The sequence below is a fragment of the Nitrospiria bacterium genome (assembly GCA_036397255.1).
Classification (GTDB): domain Bacteria; phylum Nitrospirota; class Nitrospiria; order DASWJH01; family DASWJH01; genus DASWJH01.
Genome location: DASWJH010000054.1, coordinates 1 through 15,351, shown reverse-complemented (window position 1 = coordinate 15,351; position 15,351 = coordinate 1). Strand labels below are relative to the sequence as shown.

General features: G+C 46.0%; 10 protein-coding genes. 9 read left to right on the top strand and 1 reads right to left on the bottom strand.

The annotated features are described in order from the left end of the window. Positions 1–23: 23 nt before the first annotated feature. From VGB26_07315 to VGB26_07275, 9 genes are all read left to right on the top strand, one after another. Entirely contained in the window at positions 24–2,393 is a 2,370-nt protein-coding gene (locus VGB26_07315; protein HEX9757596.1) for a PBP1A family penicillin-binding protein, read from the top strand. Then, positions 2,394–2,924 (top strand): hypothetical protein, encoded by a 531-nt coding sequence (locus VGB26_07310; protein ID HEX9757595.1) that lies wholly within the window; start codon positions 2,394–2,396, stop codon positions 2,922–2,924. Beyond that, a complete protein-coding gene (gene nth / locus VGB26_07305) occupies positions 2,911–3,561 on the top strand; it encodes an endonuclease III (GenBank protein HEX9757594.1) in 651 nt (216 codons plus the stop codon). Before VGB26_07310 ends, nth begins: the two co-directional genes overlap by 14 nt. A gap of 246 nt (positions 3,562–3,807) precedes the next feature. Then, positions 3,808–5,721 carry an ATPase, T2SS/T4P/T4SS family gene (locus VGB26_07300; GenBank protein HEX9757593.1) on the top strand — a complete coding sequence of 638 codons (1,914 nt, stop codon included), beginning with the start codon at positions 3,808–3,810 and terminating at the stop codon, positions 5,719–5,721. Between the two features lie 85 nt (positions 5,722–5,806). After that, positions 5,807–10,138, top strand: a complete 4,332-nt coding sequence (locus VGB26_07295) for a DEAD/DEAH box helicase (GenBank protein ID HEX9757592.1) — start codon at positions 5,807–5,809, stop codon at positions 10,136–10,138. A gap of 18 nt (positions 10,139–10,156) precedes the next feature. Then, on the top strand, positions 10,157–10,459 hold the full coding sequence (locus VGB26_07290) for a Dabb family protein (GenBank protein HEX9757591.1): 303 nt from the start codon (positions 10,157–10,159) through the stop codon (positions 10,457–10,459). 63 nt (positions 10,460–10,522) lie between these two features. Next, entirely contained in the window at positions 10,523–11,173 is a 651-nt protein-coding gene (locus tag VGB26_07285) for a hypothetical protein (GenBank protein HEX9757590.1), read from the top strand. 321 nt (positions 11,174–11,494) lie between these two features. Beyond that, positions 11,495–12,763 carry a dicarboxylate/amino acid:cation symporter gene (locus VGB26_07280; GenBank protein HEX9757589.1) on the top strand — a complete coding sequence of 423 codons (1,269 nt, stop codon included), beginning with the start codon at positions 11,495–11,497 and terminating at the stop codon, positions 12,761–12,763. A 52-nt stretch (positions 12,764–12,815) separates the two neighbouring features. Continuing rightward, positions 12,816–13,850: a potassium channel family protein gene (locus VGB26_07275; protein HEX9757588.1), complete on the top strand. Its 1,035-nt coding sequence runs from the start codon at positions 12,816–12,818 to the stop codon at positions 13,848–13,850. A 24-nt stretch (positions 13,851–13,874) separates the two neighbouring features. Here the strand turns inward: VGB26_07275 and VGB26_07270 are convergent, their stop codons facing one another. After that, positions 13,875–15,053 (bottom strand): aminotransferase class I/II-fold pyridoxal phosphate-dependent enzyme, encoded by a 1,179-nt coding sequence (locus tag VGB26_07270; protein ID HEX9757587.1) that lies wholly within the window; start codon positions 15,051–15,053, stop codon positions 13,875–13,877. Between the last annotated feature and the right edge of the window lie 298 nt (positions 15,054–15,351).

The following is a 15,351-nucleotide window of genomic DNA, read 5'->3' as shown; positions in this document are numbered from 1 at the left end:
TTAGCTGAAGTATCTTAATCGAAATGGCCTTAAATCTTAGTTTTTTCAAAGGAATGTGGGAAAAAAAAGGTAAAAGAAAAAACAGAAATAAAAAGGTAAAACTTTTTATTTATTTAACGTTTTTTCTTGGATTGATTACAACTTCCCTCTATGCCATTCACTTAAACAAAGTCATTACAGACCGTTTTGAAGGAAAACGGTGGCACCTCCCTTCAAAGGTTTATTCCGACACCTTCCCCATCTATCCCGGTATAAACGTTTACCATCCCTCTCTTTTAAACAAACTCAAGCGTCTCAACTACAAACAGGGAACCCTTCCACTCCAACAAAAAGGGGATTTTATATGGAATGAAAGGTGGATCGACGTCTATCTGCATGACTTTGAATATCCGGACACATCTTTTACAGGTTTTCCGGTACGCCTTTCCCTGGAAGGAGATGAGATTCATTCCATCTCCAACCTGAATACGAATGAAAATCTTTACATGGTGGATTTTGAACCTGAACTGCTTTCAGGGTTTTTTAACCAAACCTGGGAAGAACGGGATCTGGTTCAGCTCTCCCAAGTTCCTTCCCATCTAACGGATGCCATTATTACGATTGAGGATTCCCGTTTTTACGAACATGGAGGACTTGATCTTCGTTCAATACTGAGGGCGTTTCTCGCAAACCTCAAGGAAGGGGAGGTTGTTCAGGGAGGAAGCACATTAACCCAGCAATTGGTTAAAAATTTCTTTTTAACCCAAGATCGGACTTGGAGTAGGAAACTAAATGAAGCCCTAATGGCTTATATTCTGGAAGCCAAGTACTCCAAAAATGAAATTCTTGAGGCCTATCTGAACGAAATTTATATGGGACAACAGGGGAATATGTCCATTCATGGAATTGGAAAAGCGGCCCAGTTCTTTTTCGGAAAGGAAGTTGGGAATTTAACTTTAGAAGAATCAGCCCTATTGGCCGGATTGATCAAATCCCCCAATTCCCTTTCCCCCTATCACAATCCAGAACGGGCGGAAAAAAGAAGGAATTGGGTCCTTCTCAAGATGATGGAACAGGGAAAGATTCAAGAAGCTTCCTATCAAAAGGCTCTCAACCGAAAAACGACTCCCCGAGGTTTTGTTGGGAGTTTTCATCAAGCCCCTTACTTCATTGATTTTGTGAAACAACAACTCCAAGAATACTATCCTCCAGAGATACTGCATTCTGATGGACTCCGCATTTTTACAACCCTCGATACTGATATTCAACGGGAAGCGGAAGCCAGCCTCCAGAAAGGGTTAAAAAATCTGGAGGAAGATTTCCCCAGCCTTAAACGGGAGAATCCTTTAGACCAGATTCAAGGGTCCCTCGTGGTCGTTCAACCTCAAACCGGATATGTCAAAGCCATGGTGGGGGGAAGAAACTATTCCGTGAGCCAATTTAACCGGGTGACTCAAGCAAAGCGGCAACCGGGCTCTCTATTTAAACCTTTCGTTTACCTCACGGGAATTTCCCAAAACCGTTCCGGAATGAAAGATTCCATTACCGGGGCCACCCTTGTAGAAGATACCCCCATTTCGATTCCGGTGGTTGAAAAAGGTCAAAAAAAAGAATGGGCCCCTGAAAATTATGACCACACCTTTCACGGGAGTGTTACCCTACGCACCGCCCTTGAAAGTTCTTTAAATGCTGCAACGGTCCGACTTGCCCAAACGGTTGGGATTAACGAAATCACCAAAACCGCCACAGCCATTGGGATTTCCAGCCCCCTGGACCAGGTCCCTTCATTGGCATTGGGAACTTCCGAGGTTTCCCCTCTTGAAATGGCAACCGCCTATACCACACTGGCAAACCAAGGAATTAAAACCACGCTTCTGTCCATTAAACAGGTTCTGGACAAAGGCGGAAAAATTCTTCAAAATCGGGAAATTCAGGTTGAAAAAGTGATAACCCCTCAAAATGCCTATTTGATGACCTACCTTCTTCAAGGGGTAGTGGAGCATGGAACCGCATCCGGGGTCCGGGCATTGGGATATAAGGGACCGGTGGCGGCAAAAACAGGGACCACAAGTGATTATCGGGATGCCTGGTTTGTTGGATATACTCCGGAGCTGTTGGGTTTAGTTTGGGTGGGGTTTGACCGAAACGATTCAACCTATTTAACCGGATCCAGGGCAGCGCTCCCCATTTGGGTTGATTTAATGAAACGAATTTCCAGTGGGGTAAACCCCGATTTCCTTTCCCCCTCCAACATTATTTTCAGAAAAATTGATCCTAAAACAGGGCTTTTGACCTCCTTTCAATGTCCAGACGGTGTTCAGGAAGCCTTCGTTGAAGGAACGGAACCTAAAAATCGTTGCGGTGAAGGGAAAAAAGGTATAATGGATTGGTTTAGAAATTTATGGAATCCTTAGATGAACCTAAAACACCTAACCTGCTTTCTATTATTTTTTTTCCTTCTCTCTTGCCAAACCCTGGTCCCCCCGCCCAGTGAAGAAATAGAGGAAAAATTCTCCCCAACCCTGTCCCAAAGCCTAACGCCAAAACAAACCGTATCCCTTCGCTTGACCCAGGAAGGCGAGGAGGCCCTCCTTCGGGGATCGATGATCGAAGCCTCCAACACATTTGCAAAGGCCATCGACTTGGACCCTTCAAATGGTTTCGCCTATTATTTTTTGGGAGAGATTAATTTTCAGAAGGGAAAATACCACCAATCTTTAACCTTTCTTGAAAAAGCCGAGGGAATTTTACAAAAACGCTCTCATTGGCTTTCCAAAATTTATTCTCTTATGGGCATCAACTATGAGACCATGATTCATTTGAAAAAGGCCCAACAGTTTTTTGAACTGGCCCTCATTGAGGATAAAAAGAATATTATCGCTCGGGAAGGACTCTCCCGAATTCTGAAGCGGGATCAAAATACCGAAAAAAATGAAATCCATTGACTGGGCAATCCAAATCCTGAAACAAGAGATCATGCAATGGAAGGAACCCATTGTCGGTGTGGTGGCCAACCAAACCCGGGACCCTTTCCAGGTATTGATCTCCTGTGTGTTGAGTCTCCGAACCAAGGATGAAACCACGGCAGGGGCATCGGAGCGCCTTTTTAAACTCGCGTCTACCCCTCAAACCATGGGGAGGTTGCGAAATTCAAAAATTGAAAAAACCATTTATCCTGTCGGGTTTTACCGAACCAAGGCCAAAAGCATAAAAGAGATTTGCAAAAGGTTGGTCCATCAATACGCAGGGAAGGTTCCTGATGAAATCGAAGAGTTGGTGAAACTACCCGGTGTGGGGAGAAAAACGGCGAATTTGGTGGTCACACTGGGTTATCAAAAATATGGAATTTGTGTAGATACCCATGTTCACCGGATCTCAAACCGCTGGGGTTATGTCAAAACCAAAACACCCGAGGACACCGAAGTATCCCTCCGAAAAAAACTCCCAAAAAAATATTGGATGATTTTTAACGATCTTTTGGTTCCCTACGGACAGAACCTTTGCCGTCCCATCTCCCCATTTTGTAGTTTGTGTAAAATTTCGTCCTTCTGCTGTAAAGTGGGTGTTAATTCCAGCCGATAAAAAATGTCACAGGCTTCTTCCCATTCATTCTGCCAGTGGGGGGACGTGTTTCATTAGGGGGTAAAACTTCGACGGTATTAAGGCCCTGCAATCACCTTAGGAGTCTTCTGATAAAAAAATTATCCACCTGCTCATTATGGATGTAAATCCCTCTCTTTCATCATGAAATCCCCGTTGCGGTTTGACAAGACCCTGAAGGTCAAGTACCTTTAAAAAAGCTTTTTAAACCCCGAAAAAAAACAAAAAATGGAAACCGGAAAAAGAAATTATTTAAAAAAACGCCTTGGAAATTTCCTGGTTGAAAACGGTTTATTGGAACCCGCCGACTTGGAAAAAGCCCTCGAAGAACAAAAGAGGACCGGGAAAAAACTTGGGGAAATTTTGATCGATTTAAATTTGATCACGGAGGAGCAAGTCAAAAAATCCTTGGCGTTTCAATTGGGCTATCAAGTGGTTGAAATGGACAGGATTTCCTTCGACCCCGAAGTAGTTTTTTTGATATCGGAGCATTTGGCCCGGAAACACAACATCATTCCGCTGAAACTCGAAAACAGAGTGTTAACGGTGGCCATGGTGGACCCCCTCGACTACGACTGTATCCGAGACCTTTCGTTTTATTGCGGCTATGCCATTGAACCGGTTCTGGCCTCTAAACAAGAAATTGTTGAAGCCAACAATCGCCAATATAAAGAAAAAACCTCCGATCAATCCAAATCCGTTGAAGATATTGTCAAAGAATCAGCAAAGGATTTTAACGATGAAACACTGATTCAGGTTGTCCCTGAAATTCGAACGGATAAAATTGAAAACCAATCATTGGAGGAAAAAAGTCAACTGGCCCCAATTATTCGTTTGGCCAATGTGATTATCAGCAGCGGGATAAAAAATAAAGCCAGCGACATCCATATTGAACCTGGAAAGCAGGATTGCCGTATTCGGTATCGCGTGGACGGGTTGTTAAGAGAGGGAATGCGAGTTCCGCGATGGGTGCAAGGGGCGTTGGCCTCCAGAATCAAAATTTTAGCCAACCTGGATATTGCAGATAGAAGACAACCCCAAGATGGCGCCGTGCGAATCAAAGTTGAAAACCGGGAAATTGATTTGAGGGTATCCGTCATCCCTGCCCAACACGGGGAAAAAGTAGTCATCCGAATATTGGATCAATCCAATTTATTAACCACATTGGAATCCCTGGGGTTGCTTCCAGAGCAGTTTTCATTGGTAGAATCGCTTTGTACTCATCGAAAGGGAATTATTCTGGTCACCGGCCCTACAGGCAGCGGAAAAACAACCACCCTGTACGCCATGATCAACCGTTTAAGATCTGAGAGCACGAATTTAATGACGGTGGAAGATCCTATTGAATACACCATCGATGGGGTGAATCAGATTCAAATCAATACCAGTATTGACCTTTCATTCGCCAAATGTCTACGGGCTATCCTTAGACAGGACCCGAATGTGATTTTGATTGGGGAAATCCGGGATTCTGAAACTGCCGAAATTGCATTTAGGGCAGCGATGACCGGCCACCTGGTCCTTTCGACCCTACACACCAATGACGCCCCTTCCACCATTGGCCGTCTTTTGGAAATTGGGATTCCCCGCCACCTCATCGCATCTCAAGTGGTCGGAATCATGGCAAAACGGTTGGTCCGTACCCTTTGCACCCATTGCAAAGAACCCATTCCCACGCCTGAGGAAGAATTGTCGCTTTTAAATATTCCTCCTCAAGCGGTTAAAGAAATTACCTTTTTCCAGGCTAAAGGATGTTCTAATTGTTCCCAAACGGGATATCAAGGGCGAACCGGAATCCACGAAATCATGGGGTTCAAACCCGCCCTTCGGGATTCTATTTCCGCCAATGCCCCGGAACAGCAAATTCGGTCAGAGGCACTTTCCATGGGAATGATTGGCCTTCGGGAATCCGGCCTTCAAAAAATACGAGAGGGTTTAACATCAGTCTCGGAATTGGCAAGAGTCATTGAGGTGGAAGATCAGCTTCAAACCTTTTGCCAAAACTGTTCAAAATCCCTTACCATCGATTTTCTTATCTGCCCTTACTGCGGGGAAGAAGTCCTTCACCGCTGTCAAACCTGTAAAAAAGCCCTGCAACCCGAATGGGCATTCTGTCCTTATTGCCGTGAAAAGAAACCTTAAACAGGTTAGTCCCTTTTTAAACCCAAAATCCATGAAATTAGAAAACCTGATTTCCTTATCCTTTGGTCTTTAGAACAAAGGGTAAATGGTTTATAATTTCCCCATGGCTTTAACCTTTTTTCATCCCCTAGTCCAAAAATGGTTTGCCACCCGCTTTGGAACCCCTACGGAAGCCCAGCAGGAGGGATGGCCTCCCATTTTAAAGGAGCAAGATACACTGATTGCAGCCCCCACCGGGTCGGGGAAAACACTTTCCGCATTTCTGGCCTGTCTGAACGATTTAGTTCATCAAGGCGCTTCGGGAGACCTTCCGGATCATACACAAGCTATTTATGTCTCTCCTTTAAAAGCACTGAGCAATGATATTCAACGAAATCTCCAGGGCCCTTTAACCGAAATCATGGCCTTGGCTTTTCAAGAGGGCCTTTTACTTCCTCATATTCGAGTGCTTGTCCGAACAGGGGATACCCCGGCATCTGAGCGTCAAGCCATGCTTAAAAAACCGCCCCATATCATCGTGACCACACCCGAATCATTTTATTTGTTGCTCACTGCCGAAAAAAGCCGGCAACTGCTTAAAACCGTTAAAACCATTATTATCGATGAAATTCATTCGGTGGCCCGGGACAAACGTGGCTCACACCTGGCCTTGTCTTTGGAACGCCTCGACCATCTCTGCCTGAAGCGTCCAGTACGCATTGGTTTATCGGCCACCCAACGGCCCATGGAAGAAATTGCGCGCTTCCTCGTGGGAACCAATCGGGTGGCTCCAAAAGGGAAACCACAATGCACGATTGTTGATGTGGGACACAAAAGAAAAATGGACCTTTCTATTGAAATCCCCCCTTCCCCCTTATCCGCCATCTGCTCCAATGAACAATGGAAAGAGATATACAACCGCTTGGCAGAACTGGTGCAAACACACAGAAGCACATTAATTTTCGTCAATACCCGAAGACTCGCTGAGCGAATCACACACAATCTGACCGAACTGTTAGGTCCCGAGGCCGTCTCTTCTCATCACGGATCTCTTTCAAAAAAAATCCGTCTTCGGGCGGAACAACGCCTTAAAGATGGAGAGCTCAAAGCAGTGGTTGCAACCGCATCTTTAGAATTAGGGATTGATGTGGGGTTTATTGATTTAGTGATCCAGATGGGTTCTCCCCGCGCTATCGCCACCTTTCTTCAACGGGTCGGCCGCTCGGGACACGCATTGGGTCTTGTTCCAAAAGGTCGGCTCTTTGCTTTAACACGGGATGAACTGATTGAATGCACTGCCCTTCTTCGGGCCGTCCAATCGGGGCATCTGGATCGGATCGAGATCCCGGAAGCCCCCTTGGATATTCTCGCTCAGCAAATCGTTGCCGAAGTAGCCACGCGGGAAATGGATGAGACAGAACTATATCAACTCTGCACCGGGGCCTGGCCATTCCGGAACCTCACACGTAAAACCTTTGCTGATGTCATCCACATGCTAAATGAGGGCTTCTCTACCGGTTTGGGAAAAGGAAATACGTTCATCCACTTGGACCGGGTACATCAAAAGATTCGCCCCAGGAGAGGCAGTCGATTGGCCGCATTAACCTCAGGGGGCGCCATTCCTGAATTGGCAGACTACCGGGTGGTGGCTTATCCGGAAAAAATCCACGTCGGCTCAGTGGATGAGGATTTTGCCATTGAAAGCATGTCCGGTGATATTTTCCTGTTAGGCAACACCTCGTGGCAAATTCTCCATGTTCGAGGAGGTGAGGTTGGGGTCCAGGATGCCCACGGAGCTCCCCCTACCATTCCCTTTTGGCGTGGGGAAGCTCCCGCCCGAACAATTGAATTATCAGAAGAAATATCTAAGCTTCGGGAAGAGATCTTCAAACGACTCCATTCCCCGCAAAAAGCACAGGACTGGCTTAAAAAAGAAATTGATATTCCCGAGAGTGCCGCCCACCAAATGGTGGACTATTTTCAAGCCCAGAAAGCCGCCATTGGTGTTCTTCCCTCACAGGGACATATCGTCTTTGAACGGTTTTTTGATGAATCAGGGGGAATGCAATTAGTGATTCACTCCCCCTTTGGAGGCCGAATCAACCGAGCGTGGGGTCTTTCTTTAAGGAAATCCTTTTGCCGGACCTTTGATTTTGAACTTCAATCCAGTGCCGATGATAACGGCATTGTAATCTCTCTTGGCCCTCAGCAAAGCTTTCCCTTGGAAAGCATTTCTAAAATGGTCACCCCGAACAATGGAAAAACAATATTGGAACAAGCGTTATTGGCAGCCCCCATGTTTATGACACGGTGGCGGTGGAATGCCAACCGTTCGTTAGCCATTCTACGGCAGCGGGGAGGAAAAAGGGTTCCCCCACCTATACAAAGAATGCGGGCGGATGACCTCATGGTCAAACTCTTTCCCCAGCAGATGGCCTGTCGTGAAAACCTTCCTCAAGGAGACGTTCCCATTCCCGATCATCCACTTGTATTTCAAACTGTCTTTGATTGCCTCCACGAAGCCATGGATGTTGACGGCTGGCTCAACCTGCTTAAAAAAATTGAAGGAGGTCAAATTTCCATTACAGCGGTAGACACACGGGAACCCTCTCCCTTCTCCTATGAAATTTTAAACGCCAACCCCTACGCTTTCCTGGACGATGCCCCATTGGAAGAACGAAGGGCGCGTGCCGTTTCCACACGAAGAACACTGACCATCGAATCCGTCCGGGACATCGGAAAACTCGATCCCCATGCCATCGAACAGGTCAAAAAAGAAGCCTGGCCTCTGGTTCGAACACCGGATGAACTTCATGAAGCCTTAAGCCAGGTGGGGATGTTTCCTTTCTCTGATGGAACTCAATGGGAAGAATATTATAAAACCCTCCATAAAGAAGGGAGAGCCCTTGAGGTTTCCGGAAAAGAACAAAAACCTTTTTGGGTTGCAACCGAATTGTGGCCTCTGGTCAAAATTGCTCGGCCGGATTTTTCCCTTGATATTGAACCCCTGGTCCCACAAGGAGTCCGTACGGATTGGTCAGCATCGGAGGCGTGGACCTTTCTCGTTCATGGCCGACTGGAACTATTGGGACCAACCACTGTAGACAAGCTTTCTTCTGATCTGGGTTTGGACCCATCTAAAGTCGATTCAGCGCTTTCAGCACTAGAGAGTCAGGGATTGGTTTTACGGGGCCATTTTAATCCGAATGCAACCGAACCCGAATGGTGCTCCCGTCATCTGTTAACCCGTATCCATCGGCTAACATTAGATCGACTCCGCCGCCAGGTGGAACCTGTCACCGTAGAGCAGTTCTTTCAATTTCTTTTTCGCTGGCATCACCTGGAAACCGGAACACAACTCAACGGCCCTCAGGGAGTGGCTTCGGTTATTGAAAAGCTTCAGGGGTTTGAGATTCCAGCAATGGCATGGGAGCAGATTATTTTACCTCAACGGGTTAAAAAGTATGAAACCCGATGGTTGGACGAACTCTGCTTAAATGGAGAGGTCACATGGGCCCGAATCTCCCAGCCTTTTGCTAAAACCGATGACCTTCCCAACCGGATCCGAATGGCTACTAAAATTCTTCCCATTTCATTAATGATCCGGGAAGACCTTTGGTGGCTTTGTCCTTCTACTCCAAACATTCCCCCTTATATTTTAAGCCATGGTGCCCAATCCACATTGGAACTGCTCCAAAAACAGGGGGCCACCTTTTTCCCGGATCTTTTGAAAGGAACCGGTCTCCTTCCCACGCAACAGGAGGAAGCCTTGTGGGAATTGGTCGCCGCAGGTTTAATAACCGGGGACGGATTTGCCGGTATCCGGTCGTTAACGAACCCATTAAAAAAACATCAGGAATCCGTCATCCGGCGATTAAAAAGAAGGGGGCGTGCCGTGCATGCCGTTAGGCGGGGTGCAGGCCGGTGGACGATTTTTCAGACAAACCATAGTGAAAAACAAGAACAAGAAGAACAGACGGAGGCTTGGGCTCACCAACTTTTGGAACGTTATGGCATCCTATTCCGTGATCTTCTTTCCAGAGATGATTGTGCCCCTCCCTGGTATTCCCTTCGCCCTATTCTCAGAAGGATGGAAGCAAGAGGTGAAGTTCACGGAGGACGTTTTGTATCAGGTGTCAGCGGGGAGCAATATGGTCTTCCCGATGCAGTAGAAATGCTCCGTCACATTCGAAAGGAATCCCCCGAACCCGCCATCACCTATGTCAGCGGGGTGGATCCTTTGAACCTTATTGGGATCATCACTCCAGGATCTCGTTTGCCGGCCCTTTCTTTTAATATTGCCGCTTTTTATGGAGGCTCTTTGGTTGGATCAACAAAAGGGGGCGAAGTTTGGGTATCTGAAAATTTAAAAACAGAACTAACAAGTAAGGTTTTCCAGATCTTGAAATCAGGAAGACTATTAAATCCTTATTCATAGAAGATAGGGGAAAAAAAATTGATCAAACACATTGTGTTGTGGCGATTAAAGGAGACGTCGGGAGATCAAACAAAAGAGAAAAACGCTTCCAAGCTCAAAACCATTCTGGAAGATTTAAAAGGAAAAATTCCCGAAATAAAGTCTTTAGAGGTCGGGATTGATTTTAACCGATCCGAAGCCGCTTCCGATGTGGCTCTCTACTCTGAATTTGAAAATAAAGAAGCCTTGGAAAGATACCAAAAACATTCGGAGCATATGAAAGTCGTGGCGTTTGTTAAGGAGATCAGTGCTGAGAGAAGGGTAGTGGATTACATCTCATAAACAGAAAAAATCTTTAGAGGTTTTATTGACAGACCATGACTCCAAAGCTATGCTTCACCTATTATGAATGGCCGGGAAATTTCGGGTGAGGAAAAATACAGGCTGGAGCAGCAGTTTCAAGCCCTTCGGGATAAGGTCCTCCGGACCCATTTTATATTCCTATTCCTCTTTTTCGCCCCCCTTTTGCTTTTTCTATTCGAACCGGATCAAAAACTTTTAATCGGAGTCCCCGTTCTCTGGATCTTGGGAGGGGTTGTTCTTTTCTGGTATAACCGGAAATACTGGAGATGCCCCCACTGCTCACAACGGTGGAATGTTCCACATATCATCACCAGTGGCAATTGGGAGTTCTGCCCAAAATGCGGGGTTTCCTTAAAAAGGATTTCAAACAGACCCCATTTAAAATTTATGGACCCCCATCGGCTGGAGGAAATTCAAACCAAATTCGAGAGAAATCAGAAATTCCGGAATATGCTGGCTTCAACAGGTTTTCCTTTGATTTTTATCTTTTGGGCTAGCCTCCAACGACAAAACCTCTCACACACAGAACTGGGAATTATCGTCATTGCCGTGGGAGTTATTTTTATTGGAACCTACGTCTTTTTATCAAGATGCACCAACTGCCAAAAAGGGATCATCCTTCACAAGGACAGGTTTTGTGCAAGGTGCGGGATAAATCTAAAGAAAACCGTTGAGCCATCGGGAGGTGGTTGAGCAAAAAGTTTTTGTATCTCAGGGTCTAATTCCTGCAACAAACCGTCATTCCCGCGCAAGCGGGAATCTAGATGTTGTTGATTTTAAAGAGCCTGGATTCCCGATTAAACCTTCGGGAATGACGGGCTTGATTGATTCAAAAATTTTCGGGGACCCAACACTCGGAGGGTTTTTTATTTCAAATCCCCCCATACCCATTAATAAGGGGGGGAACAATTTCCCCTCTTTAGTAAAGAGGGGCCAGGGGAGATTTTATAATTATTAAATCCCCCTGTTTCCCCCTTTTTCTAAGGGGGGAAAATAAAGGAAACTAGGATATAAATGCTGAAAAAATTTCCATTACACTGGCAAATATTGGCGGCCATTGCTCTTGCGGTGGTTGCCGGTACCCTGACCGGACAATCCACCGGTGGTTTTGCCAAACTCTCCCTTCGCTTTTATGAAATCATCGGGGTCCTGTTTTTAAACGCCCTCAAAATGCTGATCGTTCCCCTCGTTATCTCCTCTATGATCACCGGTGTCTCCAACATCGGTTCCGAAAAGGCATTGGGACGGATGGGGGGAAAAACCATTTTGTATTATGCAACCACTACACTTTTTGCCATTCTGATCGGGCTCTTGCTGGTTAATCTAATGGCCCCCGGAGTCATTGATGGAAAACCCGCCAAAGACCTCATCGGTTTAAGCGCTGATACAGGAACCGTTCAGGAGAAAGTGTCTAAAGGAAAAGAGCAGGGGTTATCTGAATTTTTCCTTCGGATGATTCCCACCAACGTCATTTCCGCCGCTGCACAAGGCCAACTGCTCGGGTTAATCTTCTTTTCCATTTTGTTTGGATATTTTATGACCAAAATTGAGGGAAAAAGTTTTGAAATTCTCAATGGGTTTTGGAACGGCGTATTTGATGTTCTCATTAAACTCACCGAATGGATCATGATCTTCTCTCCCATCGGCGTTTTTGGACTGGTTGCAAAAGTGGTTGCCACTACCGGTTTTTCAGCGATTCAGCCTTTACTGCTATTTATGCTGACGGTTTTGGTTGCTTTGGCCATTCATTTTGCAATTCTGCTCCCGATTCTCATCCGCTTTCTGGGTGGGATTAATCCGCTGGATCATTATCGGGGAATGGCTCCTGCATTGCTGACCGCTTTTTCAACCAGTTCTTCCGCAGCCACTATCCCGATTACCACGGATTGTCTTGAAAAAAACGCCAAATTATCCAACCGGACCACCAGCTTTGTCATCCCCCTGGGGGCAACGGTCAACATGGACGGAACCGCCCTTTATGAATGTGTCGCAGCCATGTTTATCGCCCAAGCCTATGGGATCGATCTGAGCTTTACCACCCAAATCATGGTGGTTACCCTAGCCTTGCTGACCTCCATCGGGGTGGCCGGAATTCCCGCTGCGAGTTTGGTAGCGATTCTGATTATTATCGAGGCCATCGGCTTACCCGCAGAAGGCATTGGTTTAATTTTAGCCGTGGATCGTGTTTTGGATATGTGCCGAACGGCGGTCAATGTCTTTAGTGACAGTTGCGGCGCGGTCATTATCGCCCGTTCGGAAGGAGAAACACCCTATGCAAAATAGAAAGAACCCCCGATAGAAAAACCAGCCGCAATTTAAAACCAGGAAATGGTTCATGGCAAAACCCTATCGAATTTTATTTACAAAAGCGGAAGCCTCACCGGAAAAAACCCTTCTCTTTAGAATTTTTATTGTCCTCGCATTGATTTTCCTGGTAATGGGAATTCTTTGGTTGGACCGGGACGGTTTAAAGGATCAAAAAGATAATCACATCTCCTTTCCGGATGTGATCTATTTCGCCATGGTCACGATCACGACGGTTGGATACGGGGACATCGTTCCTGTAACGGAAAGAGCGCGACTCATTGATGCTTTGTTGATTACCCCAATCCGTCTTTTTATCTTTTTTATCTTTCTGGGAACAGCCTATCAGTTTGTTTTCCAAAAACTTGTGGAGGATATCCGCATGGCTAAACTTCAACGAACACTATCCGATCACATTATCATTTGTGGTTTCGGCCATACCGGGCGGATCGCAGCCCAGGAAATAGTTAACCAGGGACGGCCCCCGGATCAAATTGTCGTGGTCGATTCGTCAAATGCGGTTGTTCAGGAGGCCGCCGATATGGGTTTCATTGCCATCCGGGGAGATGCAACCGAGGAAGCGACCCTTCAAAAAGCGGGAATTGATAAAGCCCAGGCGATCATCATTTCTCCTGGAAGGGACGATACCAACGCCCTGATGGTACTGACCGCTCGAAATTTAAACCGGTCTATCCGAATTATCTCCAGTTTAAAAAAAGAGGAAAATCGGAAAATCCTAAAGCAGGCGGGAGCCAATATGATCGTCTCTCCCTCTACGGTAGGAGGCTATCTTTTAGCCGATGCGGTGGACCGTACTTATACCGTGGACTATCTTTATGATCTCATGACGGCTGGAGGACGGGTAAATTTCATTGAACGGCCTGTAAATAAGGATGAGATTGGGAGAAACCAGATTCAAACCCAGGATGGTCTCATTGTACGGGTCCACCGGGGAAAAACCATTATCGGTTTTTGGGAATTAGAGGGAAACCCCCTCCAGATGGGGGACACCGTACTGCTTATTTCCAGGCACAACAACGGGGAAAAGAAGAATACTAACACCTAATTGGACTAAAAGGGAAATTCACATTCAATTCAATGCCTGCTTAAAATCCTCTATTAAATCTTCCGTGGATTCGATTCCTACGGATACTCTAATTAATCCATCGGATATTCCCAACTTTATCCGATCTTCAACGCTCATCCCTCCATGAGAGGTTTTCGCTGGCCGTGTGATTAAAGTTTCGATCCCTCCTAAACTGGGAGCCTGAATAGGCAGGGTTGTTTTTTGAATAAACCGTTCCGCGGAGTTTGGCCCGCCCTTTAATTCAAAGCTCAAAACCCCGCTAAATCCAGAAAATAATTCCTTTGCCCTTTGATGATAAGGGTTTTCTTCAAGTCCCGGGTAATGGACCACGGACACAGCAGGGTGTCCTTTTAGAAATTGAGCCATTTTTAAAGCGCTTTCATTTTGGGCTTTCATTCGAATCGCCAAGGTTTTGAGCCCCCGATGCAGCAGAAAAGCAGCGTGGGGATCTAAAGATCCGCCCAGGTGGTTACATTTTCTTGTAATTTTGTGAATAAGATTCTTATTTCCTAAAACAGCCCCTGCCACAATATCCGAATGTCCGTTGAGGTATTTCGTTCCGCTATGTATGGAAAGATCAAAACCCCATTCTATGGGCCGGAAATTAACAGGACTGGCAATGGTATTATCGATGATCGAAATGAGATGATGGGCCTTTGCAAATAGAACAATCCCCTTGAGATCCGCCACCTGGAGAAGTGGGTTGGTCATGGTTTCGACAAAAATGGCTTTGGTATTCTTTTTCAGTTTTTTTTCCAGACCACTCAAATCATCTCCGGTGAAGAAATCAAAAGATAGACCGAAGCCGGGAAAATCCTGTGTTAAAAAATTATGGGTTCCGCCATAAAGGCATTCCTGGGCCAGTAAATGATCCCCGGAAGATAATACCGTTAAAAGGGCGGTAGAAATGGCCGCCATTCCACTGGCAGTGACCAGAGCGTCTTCAGCATTTTCCAGGTCTCTCAGTTTCTCATGCAGGGCTCGATGATTCGGAGTATTATTCAACCGAATGTACTGAATGTCATGATAGTTTAACTCCTCCGAGCATTCATACATGGTGGACTGAAAAATCGGCATCATCACCGACCCTAGTATACGAGGCTTCGGCTCACCCGAATGGATGAGTTTGGTTTCAAGTTTTTGTTTCGAATTGCCCATGGTCACCCCTCTTTCAAATCCCACCGTTCACGGCTTTCACCCCTAATGGGGAATGTATTTTTTTAGATCTTTTTCAAAGCTTGGAAAATAGTTAGAAATGACGGTCACATCAAAGCGGGAAAGAATGGCTTCTTTCGGTTCACGTTCCAGAAGGAACTCAAAGGCCGCTTGAATACATCGACTAGTATAATGACACGTTAATTAAGAAACATAATGCTGACCCAGTTTCAGATCCGCATCTTGGCGAGTGAAGCTCCATGCGATGCCGCAACGGTCGGTGTTGCGTCGTTGCTGCCAGGCAGCCACTTCAAGCGTGATCGTT